Source organism: Rhizobacter sp. (assembly GCF_032229685.1).
Lineage (GTDB): Bacteria > Pseudomonadota > Gammaproteobacteria > Burkholderiales > Burkholderiaceae_C > LMDS01.
In genome coordinates, this window is sequence record NZ_JAVTWP010000031.1 from 100,023 (window position 1) to 118,982 (window position 18,960).

Genomic DNA, 18,960 nt, shown 5'->3' on the forward strand with positions numbered 1-18,960 from the left:
GACCTCGAGACAAACCGCATGAGCATCACCAAGTTTTCATTCCCGACCACGATCCACTTCGGCGCGGGCGCCAGAAAGCTCGCCGGCCCGCATCTGGCCGAGCAAGGCCTGAAGCGGCCTTTGATCGTCACCGACAAGGGCCTGGCCGCGCTGCCGTTGATGGCTGCGCTGAAGGCCGATCTCGAGGCCGCTGGTCTTGCGGTCTCGGTCTACGGCGGCGTGTTCGGCAACCCGACCGGCAGCCAGGTGATGAACGGCGCGGTGGCCTACAAGGCGCACGGCGCCGACTGCGTGGTCGGTGTCGGTGGCGGCGCCGCGCTCGACGTCGCCAAGGTCGTGGGCCTGCTGGCCACCCACCCCGGCGACGTGATGGAATACGTGTGGGACCACCCGCAGGTGCGCCCCATCGGCGCGCTGCCGTACTTCATCGCCTTGCCCACCACCTCGGGCACCGGCAGCGAAGTGGGGCGCAGCAGCGTCATCAGCGAAGAAGACACGCATGTGAAGCGGGTGATCTTCTCGGCCTCGATCCTTGCGAAGGTGGTGTTTGCCGACCCCGAACTCACGCTCGCGCTGCCGCCCGCCGTGACCGCCGCCACCGGCATGGACGCGCTCACCCACAACATCGAGAGTTACCTGTCGCCGGCCTACCACCCGCTGTGCGACGGCATCGCGCTCGAAGGCGTGCGCATCGGCGCGCGCGCCTTGCTCAACGCCGTGCGCGAACCCGGCAACGTGCAGGCCCGCGCCGACATGATGATGAGCTCGATGATGGGCGCGATCGCGTTCCAGAAAGACCTCGGTGCGGTGCACTCGTGCGCCCACGCGCTCGGCACGGTGTGCGACCTGCACCACGGCCTGGCCAACGCGCTGATGATCGAGCCGGTGATGAACTTCAACCTCGAAGCGGTGCCGGCCAAGTTCGCCGAGCTCGCCCACGTGGTCGGCGTGGCCTCGGGTGGCGCTTTCGTGCCCTGGCTCGCGCAGCTGAAGCAACAGATCGGCATTGCACCTTCGCTGGCGGCGGTGGGGGTGAAGCGCGAGCACTTCGGCCGCCTGGTCGAGATCGCCGCGAAAGACATGTGCCACCAGACCAACCCGCGGGTCTGCGCGCCGGCCGACTTCGAGCGCTTCTTCACCGAGGCTTTCTGATGAGCCCCCAGCTCCGCGGCTACGCCGCTTCTCAGCCCCCCAAGGGGGCCCAGCCCTCCCTTGGGGCGGCCCGGCGGGAGGTCTGACGTGGCCAAGCCCCTGATCATCGGCATCTCCGCGCGCATCCACCACCCGGTCGGGCCGGTGCTCGACCTCGGTGGTGTCTACACGAAGACCTTGCACTACCTGGAGCAGTCGGTCGCGCACTGGATTCTCGGTAAGGACGTGCTCGCGGTGATGATCCCCGCGATCGAAAGCGAAGGGCTGATCCAGCGCAGCGAGATGAGCCTGTCGTCTTATGCGGAGCATCTCGACGGCCTGGTGCTGCAGGGGGGCGCCGACATGGCGCCGGAGAGTTACGGTGAAACGCCGCTCGACCCGGCCTGGGCCGGCGACCGCGTGCGTGACCGCTACGAGATCGATCTTTTCAATGCCTTCGTCGCCGCCGGCAAGCCGGTGCTCGGCATCTGCCGCGGCTGCCAGCTGATCAACGTGGCGCTCGGCGGCACGCTGTTCCAGGACATTCCGACGCAGGTGACGCAGGCGGTCACGCACCGCGACACCGATCTGTACGAACGTGCGCTGCACGACGTGAACCTGGTGCAGGGCACCCGCCTGGCCAAGATGTACCCGGGCCTGCACCAGGCGAAGATCAATTCGATCCACCACCAGGCCGTGAAAGACCTCGGGCGCGATCTGGTGGTCGAAGCGCTCGGCGTGCCCGACGGCATTGTCGAGGCGATCCGCTGGCGCGGGCCGAGTTATGTGTTCGGCATGCAGTGGCACCCGGAGTTCCTGGCGCTGGCCGCACTCGACCAGACGCAACTCGACGGCGCGCCCATCCTCGCCGACTTTCTGAACACCGCACGCGCCTGCCGCGTGGCCTGACCGCACCACCTCGAATCCACACCATGCTGAAGATCCACAACCCCGCCACCGGCGCCCTGATCACCGAAGTGACCGAAGCCACGCCGCAGAGCGTGGCCGCCAGTGCCGCAGCCGCGCGCGCCGCGCAACCGGCCTGGGCCGCCACGCCGCTGGCGCAGCGCATCTCGGTGATGCAGCGCTTTCGCGACGCGCTCGCCGCGCAGGTCGAAACGCTGGCCGCCACGCTCACGGCCGAAGTCGGCAAACCGATTCGCCAATCGCGCAACGAGATCAACGGGCTGCTGGCGCGCATCGACTTCTTCATTGCGCAGGTCGAGGCCACGCTGGAACCGCAGCAGGTTTTCGACGAAGGCGGCACGCGTGAGGTGATCGGCCTCGACCCGCTCGGCGTGGTGGCCAACATCTCGGCCTGGAACTACCCGTACTTCGTCGGCGGCAACGTCTTCGTGCCGGCCTTGCTGACCGGCAACGCGGTGCTCTACAAACCTTCGGAGTTTTCCACGCTCACCGGGTTGCACATCGACAGGCTGCTGCACGAAGCCGGTGTGCCGAAGGACGTGTTCATCACTTTGGTGGGGCGCGGCGAGGTCGGCGCGGCGCTGCTGGCGCAGAACGTCGACGGTGTCTACTTCACCGGCTCGCACGCCACCGGGGCGCGCATCGCGGCCGCGGTCGGCCCGCGTTTCATCAAGCTGCAACTCGAACTCGGCGGCAAGGACCCGACCTACGTGGCGGATGACGCCGACGTGAAAGGCGCGGCCGAGTCGCTCGCCGACGGCGCCATGTACAACACCGGCCAGAGCTGCTGCTCGGTCGAGCGCATCTACGTGCACGAGCGCATTCACGACGCCTTCGTCGCGGCCTTCGTCGACACCGTGAAGGGCTTTCGCCTCGGCGACCCGGCGAGCGAAGAGACCTACATCGGTGCGATCACGCGAGCACCGCAACTCGAGACGCTCGAAGCGCAGGTGGCCGACGCGGTGTCGCGCGGCGCCACGCTGCGAGTGGGCGGCGCGCGCATCCCTGGCGCCGGAAACTGGTTCCAGCCGAGCGTGCTGACCGAGGTGAACCACACGATGGCGCTGATGAAGGAAGAAAGCTTCGGCCCGGTGATCGGCATCCAGAAGGTGAGCAGCGACGCCGAAGCGCTGGCGCTGATGAACGACACGCGCTACGGTTTGACGGCGGGCGTTTTCACGCGCGACGAAGCACGCGCCAAGGCGATCCTCTCGAAGGTGAACGCCGGCACGGTGTACTGGAACTGCTGCGACCGCGTGAGCCCGCGCCTGCCGTGGTCGGGCCACGGTGATTCCGGCGTGGGCCTCACGTTGTCGACTTACGGCATCGAGGCGTTCACGCGCCCGCGCGCCTGGCACCTGCGCCAACCTGCATGACGCCACAGAAGCTCGCGCTGTTCGACCTCGACCACACGCTGCTCAGCGGCGATAGCGATGTGCTGTGGTGCGAGTTCCTGATGCAGCAGGGGCTGCTCGACCGCGCCGAGTTCGAAGCGCGCAATGCCGACATGGCGCGGCGCTATGCCGACGCGAGCGTGTCGGTGCAGGAGTTCTGCGACTTCTATGTGGGCACGCTCGCGGGGCGCTCGCCGGCGCAGTGGCAGCCGCTGTGCGAGCAGTTCCTGCGCGAAGTCATTGCGCCGCGCATACCGGCTTCTGCGCATGCGCTGGTCGACAGTCACCGGCAACAAGGCCACACGCTCGTGCTGACGACGGCGACCAACCGGGTCATCACCGGCATGACGGCCAGGTCTCTCGGTTTCGAGAATCTGATCGCCACCGAAGTGGCGCTCGAGGCGGGTGTTTGCACTGGCCGAACGACCGGCACCTTGAACATGCGCGAAGGCAAGGTGACCCGCTTGCAAGAATGGCTGGCCGAACGAGGCTTGCCGGCGACGCTGCTGGCGCAGGCCACGCTCTACAGCGATTCGAGCAACGACCTGCCTTTGCTCGGCGCGGTCGGCGAGCCGGTGGCGGTCGACCCCGACGCGCGCCTGCTGGCGCATGCTCGCACTGCAGGCTGGACGGTGCTGAACCTGGCGCGCTGAATCGCTCTAGCGTTTCGAGCGCTCGACCAGTGGGCGCAGCAGGTCGGCCCACCACAAGCCGATCATGCGGATGAACTCCGCGCTCGGCAGGCCGTGGCGTGCCGGGTGGTCGGGGCGCACCTGACTCCAGCCGCGGTGCATCACGGTCACGCGGCAACCATGGGCGCTCGGTTCGAACAGCACCTCGACTTCGGTCGACTCGCCCGGCGCAAAGTTCGAGAAGCGCCAGGCGAACAACAGGCGGTGCGGCGGGTCCCAGACCTCGGTGCGGCCCATCTCGATCACCACCTCGCCGGTCGGGCCGTCGAACGACTCGAAGACCCTGCCGCCCACGCCGGGTTCGAGGCAGACGACGCCCTGTTCGCCAGGCGCATTGCGAAATCGCGGGCCGCGCCGCCACCACACGCCGATGTCTTGCGTGAACGCCTCGAAGGCTTCTTGCGGGCTGAGCGCCAGGCCGATCGTCACGCTCGCCTGGTCGCCGGGCAGGGTGGCGGCCCTCATTTCTTCGGCCGCACGCTGCGCTTTTCAGCGTGGCGCTTGAACGACTGCAACTGGTCGCCCCAGAAGGCTTCGACGTCGTTCAGCCAGTCGCGCAGCGACACGAAAGCGTCGGGTTGCAGGCGGTACAAGCGCACCCGCGCGTCGTGCTCGACCTCGTCGTCCTTGATCAGCCCGCTCTTGCGCAGCACGCGCAGGTGGCGGCTCAAGGCGGCTGCGTTCATAGCCAGCGCTTCGGCGAGTTCGCCGGCGCGCCGCGGCTGCACACGCAACAGGTCGATCACGGCACGGCGTGTCGGGTCGGACAAAGCCGCCAGCGTGGCGTCGACGTTCTGCTCGTTCTTCACTGGGCGCCGGGGTCACGCAGCCGCTGCGTGAACCACCACAGGTGGCCTTCGGGGTCGAGCGCACCGTAGCTGCGGTCGGCCCAGTAGTCTTCGCCGTAGTCGTGCACGCTCGGCGGGTCGACGACCACCGCGCCCGCCGCCGTGGCGCGGGCGCAATGGGCGTCGACGTCATCGACGTAGACCATCATGCCTTGCGTGTTCGCACCGGCCAGCGACTTCGGGCTCTTGCGGTCGACACCCCAGCGCGCGCCGGAGCCGAAGTGTTCGTCGCCGACCATCACCACGCCGGCGCCATAGGTCAGCTCGCTGTGAACGATGCCACCGCCGTCGCCTTCGACCTTCAGGCGCAGCTCGAAACCGAAGGCGTCGCAGAGCCAGTCGATCATCTTCGCTGCGTTCTGGCAATACAGGCTCGACGAGATGCGCGGCCAGTCCTTGGGGGTGTCTTTCATGCGCGGTGCCTGCCTTTCGGGGTTGCGTTGATGTGCAATCAATCTATCAATAGTTGACCGCAATGTCAACTATGTGGGTGCCCGGGCGGCGGCCCGTGCCTTGCCTACACTTGCGGCTTCATGCGCATCGAACAGATCAGAGAACGCCTGCGCGCCCAGGGTGCTGGGCCCGGCCACGAATACCGCGTACTGCGCTTGTGGTCGCAAGCGCTGCCGCAAGGCAGTGGCAAGCGCAAGCCCGAAGACTTTCTGCCGCTGGCCGTCCGCCACGCGTTGCCGGCGCTCGAAGCCGACCTGCAAGGCCTGGCGCGTCTGCGCTCGGAACACCCCGCCGAAGACGGCTCTGCCCGCCTGCTGGTCGAGCTGGCCGACGGCCAGACCGTCGAGAGCGTGCTGTTGCCGCGCCAGGGCTTGTGCGTGTCGACCCAGGTGGGTTGCGCGGTCGGCTGCGTGTTCTGCATGACCGGGCAGGGCGGCCTGGTCCGCCAGCTCGGCAGCGCCGAGATCGTGGCGCAGGTGGCGCTCGCGCGCACGCTGCGGCCGGTGACGAAGGTCGTGTTCATGGGCATGGGCGAGCCGGCACACAACCTCGACAACGTGATGGAAGCGATCGAGCTGCTGGGCACGGCTGGCAACATCGGCCACAAGAACCTGGTGTTCTCGACCGTCGGTGACCGGCGCGTGTTCGAGCGCCTGCCGCAGGGTGCGGTGAAGCCGGCGCTGGCCCTGTCGCTGCACTCGACAGATGCCGATCTGCGCGCCCGCCTGATGCCGCGCGCGCCGAGCATGGACCCCGCCGAGTTGGTGCAACTCGGCGAGCAGTACGCGCGCGCGACCGGCTACCCGATCCAGTACCAGTGGACGCTGCTCGCCGGCATCAACGATGGAGACGACGAACTCGACGGCATCGTGCGGTTGCTCGCGGGCAAGTTCGCGATCCTCAACATGATCCCGTACAACACGGTCGACGGCCTGGCCTTCACGCGCCCGCCGCCGGCGCGTGCCGCGGCCATCGCCCGCGCGCTGCACGAGCGCGGCGTCCTCACCAAGCTGCGCCAGTCGGCCGGGCAGGACGTGGACGGCGGCTGCGGCCAGCTGCGAGCGCGCGCCGCGGCCCCGGCCACACGCGCGCACAAGCGCGAGCCCGTGGCGTGGCTCGTGGCACAGTGACACCCGCAAACACCTCACACGGAGAAACCGGCATGGCAATGGATGTGGTCGACTACGAGATCAAGGGCTCGGAGATGCAGTTCGTCGAGGTCGAGCTCGACCCCGGCGAAGCGGCGGTCGGCGAAGCCGGCAGCATGATGTTCATGGACGCCGGCATCCAGATGGACACCGTCTTCGGCGACGGTTCGCAAAGCGGTGGCGGTGGTGGCTTGTTCGGCAAGCTGCTCGGCGCGGGCAAGCGGCTCGTGACCGGCGAGTCGTTGTTCACCACGGTTTACACCAACCAGACCCAGGGCAAGGCGCGCATCGCATTCGCCGCGCCCTACCCGGGCAAGATCCTGCCGATGGACCTGCGCCAACTGGGCGGCACGCTCATCTGCCAGAAAGACGCCTTTCTGTGCGCCGCGCGCGGGGTGTCGCTCGGCATCCACTTCCAGCAGAAACTCTCGGTCGGCTTCTTCGGTGGCGAAGGTTTCATCATGCAGAAGCTCGAAGGTGACGGCCTGGCCTTCGTGCACGCCGGCGGCACCGTGGTCAAGCGCGAGCTGCGTGCAGGGCAGACGCTGATGGTCGACACCGGCTGCATCGTCGCGCTCACGCCGAGCGTGAACTTCGAGATCCAGTATGTCGGCAAGGTCAAGACCGCATTGTTCGGCGGCGAAGGCCTGTTCTTCGCCAAGGTCACCGGCCCTGGCACGGTGTGGCTGCAGAGCCTGCCGTTCTCACGCCTGGCCTCGCGCGTGTTCGCGGCCGCGCCGCAACGCGGTGGCTCGCGTGAAGAAGGCTCAGTACTCGGCGGCCTGGCGGTGGGCGGCTTGCTGGGCAGCGTGCTCGGGGGCGGCGACGATGACTGAGCGCACATCGACAAGGGTGTTGTCTTGAAACTGCTGCTCGATTCTTTCTGGCGTGCTGCGGCGTACTGTCTGCACCCGCGCGTGATCGCGCTCTCGGTGTTGCCGCTGGTGCTGATGGCCGGCTTGGCTTTCGGCGTGGGCTACTTCTTCTGGGAGCCGGCGGTCTCGGGTGTGCGCGAGGCGCTCGAATCATGGCAACTCGTCGCCACTTTCATCGGCTGGCTCGAAGGCTTGGGTTTGTCGAACCTGAAATCGGTGCTGGCACCGCTGATCGTGGTGTTCGCGAGCACGCCCGTGATCGTGGTGTTGTCTCTGTTGATGGTCGCTGCATTGATGACGCCTTCGATGCTCAGCCTGGTTGGCGAGCGCCGCTTCGCGCTGATGGAACGCAAGAAGGGCGGTTCTTTCCTGGGCAGCGTGTTCGGTGGGCTGTGGGCCACGCTGGTGGCGCTGCTCGCGCTGCTGGTGTCGATTCCGTTGTGGTTTGTGCCGCCGCTGGTGTTGATCCTGCCGCCGCTGATCTGGGGCTGGCTGACCTACCGCGTGATGACCTACGACGTGCTCGCCGACCACGCCAGCCGCGAGGAGCGGCGCGAACTCGTGAAGCGGCACCGCGCCAGCCTGCTCGGCATGGGGGTGCTGACCGGCTACCTCGGCGCCGCGCCATCGCTCGTGTGGGCCTCGGGTGCGCTCGTGGTGGTGTTCGCGCCCGTGCTGGTGCCGCTGGCGGTGTGGATCTACACGCTGGTGTTCGCGTTCTCGGCGCTCTGGTTCGCGCACTACGCGCTCTCGGCCTTGCAGGCCTTGCGGGCCGAGCGTGACGTGGTGCAGGTCGTGCCGCCATCACGCGGCATGCCGGGTGATGCGATGCTGATCGAAGACGTGACGCCGCGCGCAGTGCCGCCGGCTTTGCCGCCCATCACCCCACCCTGAAGAACGGTCGCGAACATGAACTTCGGCCTCATCATCATCGGCGACGAGATCCTGTCGGGCAAACGCGCCGACAAGCACCTGCCCAAGGTGATCGAACTGCTCTCGGCGCGCGGTCTGGCACTCAGCTGGGTTCGTTACGTGGGCGACGACCCGCAGCGCATCACCGCCGACCTGAAATTTTCTTTCGAGAGCGGCGACGTGGTGTTCTCGTGCGGCGGCATCGGCGCCACACCCGACGACCACACTCGCCAGTGCGCGGCCGCTGCGCTCGGCCGGCCGCTGGCCTTGCACCCGCAGGCACGTGACCTGATCTTCGAGCGCATGCGCGACACCGCCGCCGAGCAGGGCGTGCCCTTCGAGCCCGACCGGCACGACAACGTGCACCGCCTCAATATGGGCGTGTTCCCCGAGGGCGCGCAGATCATCCCGAACCCGTACAACAAGATCGCCGGTTTCACGGTGGGCAGCGTGCACTTCGTGCCCGGCTTTCCGGTGATGGCCTGGCCGATGATCGAGTGGGTGCTCGACCAGCGTTATGCACATCTGCAAGGCCAGGGCGCGCAGCGCGAGAAGTCGGTGATCGTGTTCGGCGCGATGGAAGCGACGCTCACGCCGCTGATGGAAGCCATCGAAGCGCGCTTCGCCGGCGTGAAGGTGTTCAGCCTGCCCAGCGTCGACCACCCGCAGTGGGGCCGGCACATCGAGCTCGGCGTCAAAGGGCAGGCTCAGCTTCTCGACGCTGCTTACGCTCACCTGCTGGCCGGGCTCGAAACACACGGCGCCAAACTAGGCCCTGAATTGGTGCGCTGACGTCGGCGCGAGTGCTCTCATTTGGTGCTTTCATCGGCACCAATCTGGGATGTCATCAAGTGTCAGAACGCTGGTCCTGCGCCCGGGGCAAGACGGGCGCAGGCCCCCTGTAGACGGTCGCTTCAGGCATGCTTTCTGCTACATTCCTGTGCGCATTTTTGGGCCTCGATGCAGGCCGTTCGATGCTGATCTCTCGTTCCCAGCCCACCTCAAACAAGCAAGTTCCACCAGGAGTTCCAGATGGCCAGCAAGACCGTTGCCGATGTGATGAAGATGGTGAAAGAAAACGAAATCAAGTTCGTTGATTTCCGTTTCACCGATACCCGCGGCAAGGAACAGCACGTGACCGTGCCCGTGTCGCACTTCGACGAAGACAAGTTCACCGCCGGCCATGCTTTCGACGGCTCGTCGATCGCCGGCTGGAAGGGCATCGAAGCGTCCGACATGCAGCTCATGCCCGACGCGAACACGGCCAACATCGACCCGTTCTTCGAAGAGCCCACGCTGATCCTGACCTGCGACGTGGTCGAGCCCGGTGACGGCAAGCCCTACGAGCGCGACCCGCGTTCGCTGGCCAAGCGCGCCGAGGCCTACATGAAAGCCTCGGGCCACGGCGACACCGCTTTCTTCGGCCCGGAGCCCGAATTCTTCGTGTTCGACAGCGTGCGATGGGGCAACGACATGTCGGGTTGCTTCGCCGAGATCGACTCGGAAGAAGCCTCGTGGAACTCGAAGAAGGTCTACGAGCACGGCAACTCCGGCTACCGCCCCGCCGTGAAGGGTGGTTACTTTCCGACCCCGCCGGTCGACTCGATGCAGGACATGCGTTCCGAAATGTGCCTGGTGCTCGAATCGCTGGGCATTCCCTGCGAAGTGCATCACCACGAAGTGGCGCAGGCGCAGATGGAAATCGGCACCAAGTTCAGCACGCTGATCCAGCGCGCCGACTGGGTGCAACTGCAGAAGTACGTGATCCAGAACGTGGCCCACAGCTACGGCAAGACCGCGACCTTCATGCCCAAGCCCATCGTCGGCGACAACGGCTCGGGCATGCACGTGCACCAGTCGGTCTGGAAAGACGGCAAGAACCTGTTTGCCGGTGACGGCTACGCCGGCCTGTCGGAATTCGCGCTGTACTACATCGGCGGCATCATCAAGCACGCGCGCGCGCTGAACGCCATCACCAACCCGGGCACCAACTCGTACAAGCGCCTGGTGCCGGGCTACGAAGCGCCGGTGAAGCTGGCCTACTCGGCGAAGAACCGCTCGGCGTCGATCCGCATCCCGTTCGTGGCCAACCCGAAGGGCCGCCGCGTCGAAGCGCGTTTCCCCGATCCCCTGATGAACCCGTACCTCGGCTTCTCGGCCATGCTGATGGCCGGCCTGGACGGCGTGGAAAACAAGATCCACCCGGGCGAGCCCGCGAGCAAAGACCTCTACCACCTGCCGCCGGAAGAAGACAAGCTGATCCCGACGGTGTGCCACAGCCTCGACCAGGCGCTCGATTACCTCGACAAGGATCGCGCGTTCCTGACCAAGGGCGGCGTGTTCACCGACGCCTACATCGATGCCTACATCGACCTGAAGATGCAGGAAGTCACGCGTTTCCGCATGGCCACGCACCCGATCGAGTTCGACATGTACTACACGCTGTAAGGTCGCCGTCGCAAGACGGGCCGGAAAGCGGACAAGGGACGGCTCAGGCCGTCCCTTTCACTTTGTGGGTGCTCTGTGCGGTGCGCCCGCAAGGTGCGACACAATCCGCCTGAGCCTGTCGGCGGCGTGCCTGGGCGCCGCGTTTGAACTGGGTGGAGAAGAGTCGCATGAGATTCCTGAATTGGGCGGGTCGCGGGTCGGTGCTGGGTCTGCTGCTCGGCGCCGCGGCGCTCGCACCCGTGGCCGCCCAGACCGGCACGATGTACCGCTGCCCGGGCAACGACTACAACAACACGCTGACCGCGAAAGAGGCCAAGGACAAGGGCTGCAAGACCATCGACGGCGCGCCGATCACGATCATCCAGATCACCAAGCCACGCGGGACTGCGGCCGCAGCACCGGGTGCTTCAGGCCCGGCCGCCACGCGCATCGACCCGGCCGAGCAGCGCGCGCGCGACAACGACGCCCGCCGCATTCTCGAAGCCGAACTCAAGCGCGAAGAAGAGCGTCTGGCCTTCATGCGCACCGAATACAACAACGGCGAACCCGAGCGCCGCGGCGACGAGAAGAACAACCAGAAGTACCTCGACCGCGTGAGCGACATGAAGGCCGCGCTGGCCCGCAAGGAAAACGACATCGCGTCGATCAAGCGCGAGCTGGCCAAGCTGCCGTCGTGAGGCGCCAGCCCGACCCGGCACCCGACGTCGGCACAGAGACCCCGGCGGCATCGCCCTACGCAGCCTTCGACCACCTGGCGACCATGGTCGCGGTCGTCGGCACCGAAGGTCAATGTGTCTTTGCCAACGCGTCGTTCGAGAGCGTGCTCGGCCTGTCGCGCCGCAACGTGCAGCGCAGTTCGGTGTTCGACTGGTTCGCCGACCCGGCCCGGCTGCGCGACACGGTGCTGGCCGTGAGCCGCAACGAGTACTCGACCAGCCGCCTCGAAGCCCTGCTGCGCCGGCCCGCCGGCAGCCCCGGCGAGCCGCTGCCGGTGCACGTGATCGTGAACCAGATGGACCAGTCGCCGCACGTGGTGGTCGAGCTGGTCGAGATCGAACAGCAGACCCGGCAAGACCGCGAGGAGCGGGCGCTCGACCAGGCGCAGGTGACCAAGGAGCTGATCCGCAACCTGGCGCACGAGATCAAGAACCCGCTCGGTGGCATCCGCGGCGCAGCCCAGCTGCTCGAAATGGAAGTCGAGTCGCGTGCGCTGACCGAATACACCCAGGTCATCATCAACGAGGCCGACCGGCTGCAGGGCCTGGTCGACCGCCTGCTCGCACCGCACCGCAAGCCGCACGTGGTGAGCGACGTGAACATCCACGAGGTGTGCGAGCGCGTGCGGGCCTTGATCCTGGCCGAATTCCCGCGCGGCCTGAAGGTCGAGCGCGACTACGACACCTCGATCCCGGACTTCAGGGGTGACCGCGAACAGCTGATCCAGGCCGTTCTCAACATCGCGCACAACGCCGCGCAGGCGCTGGCCGAGCGCATCGCTGCCGGCGACGCGTGCATCCGGCTGCGCACCCGGATCGCCCGCCAGGTCACGCTGGGCAAACAGCGCTACCGTCTGGCACTGGACTTGCATATTCAGGACAACGGCCCGGGCGTGCCCGAGTCCCTACGCGATCGCATCTTCTACCCGCTGGTGTCGGGGCGGGATGGCGGCTCCGGCCTCGGACTCACACTCGCGCAGACGTTCGTGCAGCAACACCTGGGCACGGTCGAATGCGAGAGTGAACCGGGCAAGACGATTTTCAAGATAGTGATTCCGCTACCCTAGCCTCACGATTGCCACGAGCGGTCGCCTGGCGCCGGAGCGGGCCACAGACAAACGAACCGCGGGCACTGCATGAAACCCATCTGGATCGTTGACGACGACCAATCCATCCGCTTCGTGCTGGAGAAGGCGCTCACGCGCGAAGAATTCACCGTGCGCAGCTTCACGAACCCGCGCGACGTGCTGAAGGCGCTCGAAGACGACGAACCGCAGGTGCTCGTTTCCGACATCCGCATGCCCGGCGGTTCGGGCATCGACCTGCTCGGCAAGGTGCGCGAAAGCCACCCGGCACTGCCGGTCATCATCATGACCGCCTACTCCGATCTCGACAGCGCCGTCAGCGCTTTCCAGGGCGGCGCTTTCGAATACCTGCCCAAGCCTTTCGACCTGCCGAAAGCGGTCGAGCTGATCCGCCGTGCCGTCGAAGAAAGCCTGCGCGAAGAAGTGCGCGACGACAAGGCCGCGCAGATGCCCGAAATGCTCGGCCAGGCGCCGGCCATGCAAGACGTCTTCCGCGCCATCGGCCGGCTGAGCCAGAGCATCGTGACGGTGCTGATCACCGGCGAGTCGGGTTCGGGCAAGGAGCTCGTGGCCAACGCGCTGCACAAGCACAGCCCGCGCGCCAGCGGTCCGTTCGTGGCGATCAACACCGCGGCCATTCCGAAAGATCTGCTCGAGTCCGAGCTCTTCGGTCATGAGCGCGGTGCTTTCACCGGCGCGCAGACCACGCGCCGCGGCCGCTTCGAGCAGGCCGACGGTGGCACGCTGTTCCTCGACGAGATCGGCGACATGCCCTTCGACCTGCAGACCCGTTTGCTGCGGGTCTTGTCCGACGGCCAGTACTACCGCGTCGGTGGCCACAACCCGATGCGCAGCAACGTGCGTGTGATCGCGGCGACCCACCAGAACCTGGAAGACCGGGTGCGCCTCGGCGCGTTTCGCGAAGACCTGTTTCACCGCCTGAACGTGATCCGCCTGCGATTGCCGGCCCTGCGCGAGCGCAACGAAGACGTGCCCGCCCTCACGCGCTTCTTCCTGCAGAAGAGCGCCAAGGAACTCGGTGTCGAAGCCAAGCGCATCACCGACGCCGCGCTGGCGCGCCTCACGCGATTCGACTTCCCCGGCAACGTGCGCCAGCTCGAGAACATCTGCCATTGGCTCACGGTGATGGCGCCTTCGCAGATGATCGAAGCCAAAGACCTGCCGCCCGAACTGCAGGCGCTGCCGGCGGCGGGGGCGGCGCCGGCAGCGCCTGCCACCTTGGCGGAGACGGTCTCTGCCACGGCACCCGCTGCGCTCGCACCGCTGCCCGTCACCGAGCCGGTGGCCAGCGCCTCGGCGCCCGCGGCGGCTGTGCCGATGCACTGGCTCTCGGGCCTGGAGCAAGACGCCCGCAGCCTGCTGCAGGCCGGTCAACCCGAGGTTTGGGACACGCTCACCCGCAAGTTCGAAGCGCAGCTGATCCACACCGCGCTCGAGATCACCCGCGGCCGCCGCATCGAGGCGGCGCAGAAGCTCGGCATCGGGCGCAACACCATCACGCGCAAGATCCAGGAACTCGGCCTGGACGACTGACGGCCCGCGCGTTCAGCCGGCCAGTTCGACCCACACCGGCGCGTGGTCGCTGGGCCGTTCGTTCTTGCGCGTGGGCTTGTCGATCACGCACGAGGTGACGCCGGCCTTCAGCGCTTCGCTGACGAGGATGTGGTCGATGCGCAAGCCCTGGTTCTTGCGGAACGCGAGATTGCGGTAGTCCCACCAGCTCCAGCTCTTCGGCGGCTGCTCGAACAGGCGGAACGAGTCGTGCAGGCCGAGTGCGACCAGCCCCTTGAAGTGCGCGCGTTCTTCCGGCGTGCACAGCACCTGGCCGGCCCACAACACCGGGTCGTGCACGTCGCGGTCTTCGGGGGCGATGTTGTAGTCGCCCATCAGCACGAGCTTCGGGTGTGCTGCCATCTCGGTGGCGACCCATTCGCGCAGTGCCGTCAACCAGCGCAGCTTGTAGACGAATTTCTCGCTCTCAACGTCTTGCCCGTTCGGGATGTAGGCGCCGATCACGCGCACGCCGTCGACCGTGCCGGCAATCACCCGCGCCTGCGGGTCGTCGAGGCCAGGAATGTTTTTCACCACCTCGGTGGCCGGCGTGCGCGAGAGCAGGGCCACACCGTTGTACGTCTTCTGCCCGAACCATTGCAGCTGGTAGCCGGTGGCAGCCAGTGCGGCGTGCGGAAACTTGTCGTCGGTGAGCTTGGTTTCCTGCAGGCACAGCACATCGGGCTGGTGCAATGCGAGCCAGTCGATCAGCTGCGGGAGGCGCACGGCGAGTGAATTGACGTTCCAGGTGGCGAGTTTCAAGTGAACCCCAAGTGAGTGTGTCGTGCGAAGGCCCGGCCCGAAGTATTCGTGCCATGCGTTGCGCACGGCACCATCGTACCCGGCAGTTCGTGGCGAAACCGGTGCGGGCTGCGCTAGCGGGGTGAACCTCTGGCGGTCAGAAGCTTGCGGGCCTGCTCCAGCCGGCCCTTCATGCGCCGCTCGTTGACCGGCCCCATGCGCAGCAGGAGTTTCTGCCCGGCCGTCAAAGCCTGCAGTTCGGGTTGGGTGAACTCATACAGCACCCAGGGGCGTTCGGGTTGCACCGGACCGTTGATCACGGGCAGTTGGACCGCTAGAGCCTCGGGTGCATCGGGTGTGGCCAGCAATTGGTCGATCACCTCGACCAAGCGGTCGTTGAAGTAGCGACCCGGGTAGCCGAGGTCCTGGTAGGACTGCTGGAACATCGGGTACAGGCGGGCGTACACGCTGACCGCCTGGCGAAGGTCCAGGCCTTCGATCAACAGCACGAAAGGCGTGTAGCGCAAGCCGTTGTCGGCGCTGATGACCTCGGCACCGTCGCGCTTCTCGACCGTGAAGCGTCCGCCCGTGGGGTTGACCGGCCACAGGCCGGCGGGCGCGTCGGCCCGGCCAAGGTTGTCGACGGTGGCGACAAAGCGGCGCGCAAAGTCCTTCGTCTGAAACATCGATCTCAGGGCCTTGCTGCCGAACAGCTCCGCGAGCAGAGTGTCGACGTCGGGTGCCGTGCTGGTGGCGGGTTCAGCGGGCAGTTCCACCGGATAGCGAATGGCGGGTTCGGTGGCAGAGGCAGCCGCACTCGCGGCCGGCACCGAAGCGGCGGCTACGGGCGGGGCTGTCTCTTGCGGCGAGGATTTTCCCGACCACCACAGCCACGCAGCCAGAGCGATGAGCCCCAGCGCCACCACCGTCGCCACGACAGAAAGTGCCCGTTTCAATCCTCGCTCCATCTCACTGCTTCAAGACCTGCTGCGTCGGTGCCGAACGGCTCCCGCATGAACATTTGAACAAAGATACTTTGCGTGTGCAACCGTGTTGCCACTCGTCGCCACGTCGTTGAGCTGTGCAGGTGACGAGATGCAAAGAGCATTTGAACAAATGTAGAATGCCCTGGCCGGTTGACCAGGAAGCGGGTTGCCGGCATTCAATCGTGTTCTCGTTTGGAGCCCCCTTCGTGGGGCTCCTTTTCTTCGTGCGCTCGAACCGCCGCGGGTTCGGGATCGGCGGGCGCGGCCGTTGGCAGCCGGGCGAGCTGCAACTGCGCCAGAGTCGAGTACAGCGGGTGGCTCAGCACCCGCGACACGGCACTCGCGATCAGCGCACAAGCCATCAGGCTCAGCACCATGGCGTGGCCGTCCACCATTTCCATCACGATGATGAAGGCGGTGAGCGGCGCCTGCGTCACGGCGGCCAGGAATCCCGCCATGCCCAGCGCGATGAGCGTGGCGGCGTGCGGGTAACTCGTGACCACGGCGACATCGCTGCCCAACGCTGCGCCGATGGCCAGTGACGGCGCGAACAGACCGGCCGGCACCCCGGCCCACGTGGTCAGCCAGGTCGCGATGAACTTGAACAGCAGGTACATCAGCGGCGTGTCCTGGGTGCCTTCCAGCATCGAACGGGTGTGGTCGTAGCCGCTGCCGAAGGTCGCACCATGGGTCACGACCCCGATCACCGCCACGGCCAGGCCACATCCGCCGGCAAACCAGACCGGCTTGCACCGTCGCCAGCGGCTGAACACGTCGGCCGATTGGCCGCCCAGCGATGCGATCAGCAGCCGTGCGAACAGGCCTCCGGCGACGCCGCTGGCCAGTGCGGTGAACAGGCCCGGCCCGAGCAGGGAAATGTCGATCGCCGGAACCCGGATCACGCCGAAGTAGGTGGCATTCCCATAGATCGACACGGCGACCAGACCGGCCAGCACGATCGCCGAAATGATCAGGCCGCTGTTGCGCCGCTCGGGTGTGCGAGACAGCTCCTCGATGGCGAACATGACGCCGGCCAGGGGTGTGTTGAAGGCCGCGGCGATACCGGCTGCGCCACCGGCGACCAACAGCCCGTGCGGCGTGACGGCCGAACGCCTGGGCAGCCAGCGTCGGGCGGAGTGCAGTATGCCGGCGGCGATCTGAACGGAGGGGCCCTCACGTCCGAGTGACAGCCCGGCCAGCAGGCCCGAGGCCGTGAGGATGATCTTCGCCACGGTGAGCTTCATCGAGACGAAGAGGCCACGTTGTTCCGGCTCGACCGCCGGCTCGAGTGCCGCCATGACTTGCGGAATGCCGGAACCGGCCGCGCCCGGAAAGTAGCGGCGGGTGACCCACACGATGGCAACGGTGCAGATCGGCGTGATGAGCAGCGGGCTCCACCACCAGAGCGCGTGGACCGCAAAGAACGCGTGAATGGCGCGCTCGGTGATCCAGGTGAATCCAACGACCGTCAGGCCCGCGATCGCGGCGAACGTGATCACGATGGCGCGCGCCAGCCAGACGCGCCAGTCCGACAACTCGCGGCGCAATGCAGCCGCGATGCGTGGGTCGGCTTTCATCTCTGGCGAGGTGCCGCTGCGGTACCCGGCGGGCTGGCTTCGGTGCAAGCTACGAGCATTGGTGCTCCCATATCATCACCCTCATGGTCAAGCGAAAAGCAACAACGGGCCTTGCGCCAACTGCGCAAGCCAAACCCACGGGCAGCGACATCGGCGAACCTGCGGCGCGCGTGCTGCGGCGATTCCGCCTGGTGTTCAATGCCGTCAAGACGCATTTTCAGCAGGTCGAGAAAAAGGCCGGTGTCGGCGGGGCCCAACTCTGGGCCTTGAGCATCATCCGGGCCAGCGCGGACATCGGTGTCAACGGTCTGGCACGTGCCATGGACGTGCACCAGTCGACCGCCAGCAACCTCGTGAAGTCGCTCGTCGAGCGCGAGCTGGTCGTGGCCACGAAAGACGGGATCGACCGACGCACGGTGCAGCTGAGGCTGACCGCGGCGGGTGCCCGGGTCTTGCGCCGCGCGCCGGGGCCACTGACCGGCGTGCTGCCGCAGGCGCTGGCCAGCCTCGATGACAAGGCGCTGGCTCGGCTCGATGCCGACCTGGCCTTGCTGATCACGGCGCTGAATGCCGACGAGCGCGGCGCCAACATTCCGCTGGGCCAACTGTAGGCGTGGCTCGTCGAGCGGACACCCGCTCCAGGGGCTCGCCCATGGTCTGCATCAGGCGGGCTGTTGCGAATCACCGCCGGGGGCGCCCACGGGTGGCGAGAGCAGCACGAGCATCCGGTCCAGCATGATGGTGACCTCTTGCGGCGTGTCGATGCAGAACATCGCGCGGGTGGCCGGGTCTTCACGGCCGATCCGCACCGTCAACCAGGACGCTTCGCCGCGCGCGAAGACCGGCTCGTCGTTGATGTCGTCGCCGACGAAGATGGCGCTGCCCACGCCGCATCGTTCGACGAGGCTGGCAACCGCCGCGGCCTTGTCGGGCGCCTGCGCGGCGACGACGTTGACCACACGCTTGCCACCGTAGGCGCGCAGGTCGGAGCCCAGCCCCTCGAGCAGGCGGGAGATCGTTTCGAGTGCCCGATCCAGGTCACGGGCAAGCCGATAGTGCAGCGCCATCGAGTGGCCCTTGTCTTCGACGCTGACACCCGCAGCCAGCAGTTCCGCGCGTCGGCCCTGGAGGCGGGCTCGCAAACTGTCGAAGATCGGGCCGATGGCGCCGGAGTCGGAATCGGGATCCTCGGCACCATGGCCCCCGATCACGAAACGTGGCGAAAAGTCCAGGCGATCACGGACGTCGGCCACGGTCCGGCCGGTCACGATGGCCACCGGCAGCAATGTCGAGATTCGTTGCAGCCGGCGGGCCACTGCCAAGGGGACGCGGGCGTCGTCAGGGCGTGTGACGATCGGTGCCAGCGTGCCGTCGAAGTCGAAGGCCAGCAAGGGCCGTGTGGCGATGCTCGCGGCCAGTGCAGCGGTGCCTTCCGCGGAGAACAGATGTTTCATG

General features: G+C 66.8%; 20 protein-coding genes. 13 read left to right on the plus strand and 7 right to left on the minus strand.

Annotation, left to right across the window (positions count from 1 at the left end):
* Positions 1–18 precede the first annotated feature (18 nt).
* The 4 genes from AC30PD_RS12160 (at position 19) to AC30PD_RS12175 (ending at position 4,105) form a co-directional block, all read left to right on the plus strand.
* Complete coding sequence (locus AC30PD_RS12160) at positions 19–1,152, plus strand: iron-containing alcohol dehydrogenase (protein ID WP_489535919.1); 1,134 nt, start codon at positions 19–21, stop codon at positions 1,150–1,152.
* 87 nt (positions 1,153–1,239) lie between these two features.
* Positions 1,240–2,040 carry a gamma-glutamyl-gamma-aminobutyrate hydrolase family protein gene (locus AC30PD_RS12165; protein ID WP_489535920.1) on the plus strand — a complete coding sequence of 267 codons (801 nt, stop codon included), beginning with the start codon at positions 1,240–1,242 and terminating at the stop codon, positions 2,038–2,040.
* Positions 2,041–2,063: 23 nt separating this feature from the next.
* Positions 2,064–3,434, plus strand: coding sequence for an aldehyde dehydrogenase family protein (locus AC30PD_RS12170; protein WP_489535921.1), 1,371 nt, complete (start codon positions 2,064–2,066; stop codon positions 3,432–3,434).
* Positions 3,431–4,105, plus strand: a complete 675-nt coding sequence (locus AC30PD_RS12175) for an HAD family hydrolase (RefSeq protein ID WP_489535922.1) — start codon at positions 3,431–3,433, stop codon at positions 4,103–4,105. Before AC30PD_RS12170 ends, AC30PD_RS12175 begins: the two co-directional genes overlap by 4 nt.
* Positions 4,106–4,111: 6 nt before the next feature.
* Here the strand turns inward: AC30PD_RS12175 and AC30PD_RS12180 are convergent, their stop codons facing one another.
* From AC30PD_RS12180 to AC30PD_RS12190, 3 genes are read right to left on the minus strand one after another with little or no spacing between them, the layout of a single operon-like run.
* Positions 4,112–4,609 (minus strand): SRPBCC domain-containing protein, encoded by a 498-nt coding sequence (locus AC30PD_RS12180; RefSeq protein WP_489535923.1) that lies wholly within the window; start codon positions 4,607–4,609, stop codon positions 4,112–4,114.
* Entirely contained in the window at positions 4,606–4,953 is a 348-nt protein-coding gene (locus tag AC30PD_RS12185; protein ID WP_489535924.1) for an ArsR/SmtB family transcription factor, read from the minus strand. Before AC30PD_RS12185 ends, AC30PD_RS12180 begins: the two co-directional genes overlap by 4 nt.
* On the minus strand, positions 4,950–5,405 hold the full coding sequence (locus AC30PD_RS12190) for a VOC family protein (protein ID WP_489535925.1): 456 nt from the start codon (positions 5,403–5,405) through the stop codon (positions 4,950–4,952). The genes AC30PD_RS12185 and AC30PD_RS12190 overlap by 4 nt, the downstream gene beginning before the upstream one ends.
* Before the next feature lie 120 nt (positions 5,406–5,525).
* Here AC30PD_RS12190 and AC30PD_RS12195 point away from each other — a divergent pair, with 120 nt between their 5' ends.
* The 8 genes from AC30PD_RS12195 to ntrC all read left to right on the plus strand — a co-directional run bounded on the left by AC30PD_RS12195 (position 5,526) and on the right by ntrC (position 14,183).
* On the plus strand, positions 5,526–6,575 hold the full coding sequence (locus AC30PD_RS12195) for an RNA methyltransferase (RefSeq protein WP_489535926.1): 1,050 nt from the start codon (positions 5,526–5,528) through the stop codon (positions 6,573–6,575).
* A gap of 32 nt (positions 6,576–6,607) precedes the next feature.
* The gene (locus AC30PD_RS12200; protein ID WP_489535927.1) at positions 6,608–7,429 is read left to right on the plus strand and encodes a TIGR00266 family protein; all 822 of its coding nucleotides are present in this window, start codon (positions 6,608–6,610) and stop codon (positions 7,427–7,429) included.
* A gap of 24 nt (positions 7,430–7,453) precedes the next feature.
* Entirely contained in the window at positions 7,454–8,362 is a 909-nt protein-coding gene (locus tag AC30PD_RS12205) for an EI24 domain-containing protein (protein ID WP_489535928.1), read from the plus strand.
* A gap of 15 nt (positions 8,363–8,377) precedes the next feature.
* A complete protein-coding gene (locus AC30PD_RS12210; protein ID WP_489535929.1) occupies positions 8,378–9,172 on the plus strand; it encodes a competence/damage-inducible protein A in 795 nt (264 codons plus the stop codon).
* 240 nt (positions 9,173–9,412) lie between these two features.
* Entirely contained in the window at positions 9,413–10,828 is a 1,416-nt protein-coding gene (gene glnA, locus AC30PD_RS12215) for a type I glutamate--ammonia ligase (RefSeq protein WP_489535930.1), read from the plus strand.
* A gap of 167 nt (positions 10,829–10,995) precedes the next feature.
* A complete protein-coding gene (locus AC30PD_RS12220; protein ID WP_489535931.1) occupies positions 10,996–11,505 on the plus strand; it encodes a hypothetical protein in 510 nt (169 codons plus the stop codon).
* Between the two features lie 83 nt (positions 11,506–11,588).
* Complete coding sequence (glnL, locus tag AC30PD_RS12225) at positions 11,589–12,611, plus strand: nitrogen regulation protein NR(II) (RefSeq protein ID WP_489536330.1); 1,023 nt, start codon at positions 11,589–11,591, stop codon at positions 12,609–12,611.
* A 69-nt stretch (positions 12,612–12,680) separates the two neighbouring features.
* A complete protein-coding gene (ntrC, locus tag AC30PD_RS12230) occupies positions 12,681–14,183 on the plus strand; it encodes a nitrogen regulation protein NR(I) (protein ID WP_489535932.1) in 1,503 nt (500 codons plus the stop codon).
* A gap of 12 nt (positions 14,184–14,195) precedes the next feature.
* On the opposite strand, the gene xth is transcribed toward ntrC, so the two are convergent.
* The 3 genes from xth to AC30PD_RS12245 form a co-directional block, all read right to left on the minus strand.
* Positions 14,196–14,963 (minus strand): exodeoxyribonuclease III, encoded by a 768-nt coding sequence (gene xth, locus AC30PD_RS12235; protein ID WP_489535933.1) that lies wholly within the window; start codon positions 14,961–14,963, stop codon positions 14,196–14,198.
* A gap of 113 nt (positions 14,964–15,076) precedes the next feature.
* Positions 15,077–15,898 (minus strand): DUF3014 domain-containing protein, encoded by an 822-nt coding sequence (locus AC30PD_RS12240; RefSeq protein ID WP_489535934.1) that lies wholly within the window; start codon positions 15,896–15,898, stop codon positions 15,077–15,079.
* A 206-nt stretch (positions 15,899–16,104) separates the two neighbouring features.
* Complete coding sequence (locus tag AC30PD_RS12245; protein WP_489535935.1) at positions 16,105–17,505, minus strand: chloride channel protein; 1,401 nt, start codon at positions 17,503–17,505, stop codon at positions 16,105–16,107.
* An 83-nt stretch (positions 17,506–17,588) separates the two neighbouring features.
* Here AC30PD_RS12245 and AC30PD_RS12250 point away from each other — a divergent pair, with 83 nt between their 5' ends.
* Positions 17,589–18,116 carry a MarR family winged helix-turn-helix transcriptional regulator gene (locus tag AC30PD_RS12250; RefSeq protein WP_489535936.1) on the plus strand — a complete coding sequence of 176 codons (528 nt, stop codon included), beginning with the start codon at positions 17,589–17,591 and terminating at the stop codon, positions 18,114–18,116.
* Between the two features lie 51 nt (positions 18,117–18,167).
* Here the strand turns inward: AC30PD_RS12250 and otsB are convergent, their stop codons facing one another.
* Positions 18,168–18,959, minus strand: coding sequence for a trehalose-phosphatase (gene otsB / locus AC30PD_RS12255; protein WP_489535937.1), 792 nt, complete (start codon positions 18,957–18,959; stop codon positions 18,168–18,170).
* Position 18,960 lies beyond the last annotated feature (1 nt).

Bases quoted from the DNA above. Each gene is read 5' to 3' on its own strand.
- AC30PD_RS12160 (WP_489535919.1), top strand. From the start codon at position 19: ATGAGCATCACCAAGTTTTCATTCCCGACCACGATCCACTTCGGCGCG.
- AC30PD_RS12170 (WP_489535921.1), top strand. From the start codon at position 2,064: ATGCTGAAGATCCACAACCCCGCCACCGGCGCCCTGATCACCGAAGTG.
- AC30PD_RS12175 (WP_489535922.1), top strand. From the start codon at position 3,431: ATGACGCCACAGAAGCTCGCGCTGTTCGACCTCGACCACACGCTGCTC.
- AC30PD_RS12180 (WP_489535923.1), bottom strand. From the start codon at position 4,609: ATGAGGGCCGCCACCCTGCCCGGCGACCAGGCGAGCGTGACGATCGGC.
- AC30PD_RS12190 (WP_489535925.1), bottom strand. From the start codon at position 5,405: ATGAAAGACACCCCCAAGGACTGGCCGCGCATCTCGTCGAGCCTGTAT.
- AC30PD_RS12195 (WP_489535926.1), top strand. From the start codon at position 5,526: ATGCGCATCGAACAGATCAGAGAACGCCTGCGCGCCCAGGGTGCTGGG.
- AC30PD_RS12200 (WP_489535927.1), top strand. From the start codon at position 6,608: ATGGCAATGGATGTGGTCGACTACGAGATCAAGGGCTCGGAGATGCAG.
- AC30PD_RS12210 (WP_489535929.1), top strand. From the start codon at position 8,378: ATGAACTTCGGCCTCATCATCATCGGCGACGAGATCCTGTCGGGCAAA.
- glnA (WP_489535930.1), top strand. From the start codon at position 9,413: ATGGCCAGCAAGACCGTTGCCGATGTGATGAAGATGGTGAAAGAAAAC.
- AC30PD_RS12220 (WP_489535931.1), top strand. From the start codon at position 10,996: ATGAGATTCCTGAATTGGGCGGGTCGCGGGTCGGTGCTGGGTCTGCTG.
- glnL (WP_489536330.1), top strand. From the start codon at position 11,589: ATGGTCGCGGTCGTCGGCACCGAAGGTCAATGTGTCTTTGCCAACGCG.
- ntrC (WP_489535932.1), top strand. From the start codon at position 12,681: ATGAAACCCATCTGGATCGTTGACGACGACCAATCCATCCGCTTCGTG.
- AC30PD_RS12245 (WP_489535935.1), bottom strand. From the start codon at position 17,505: ATGAAAGCCGACCCACGCATCGCGGCTGCATTGCGCCGCGAGTTGTCG.
- AC30PD_RS12250 (WP_489535936.1), top strand. From the start codon at position 17,589: ATGGTCAAGCGAAAAGCAACAACGGGCCTTGCGCCAACTGCGCAAGCC.
- otsB (WP_489535937.1), bottom strand. From the start codon at position 18,959: ATGAAACATCTGTTCTCCGCGGAAGGCACCGCTGCACTGGCCGCGAGC.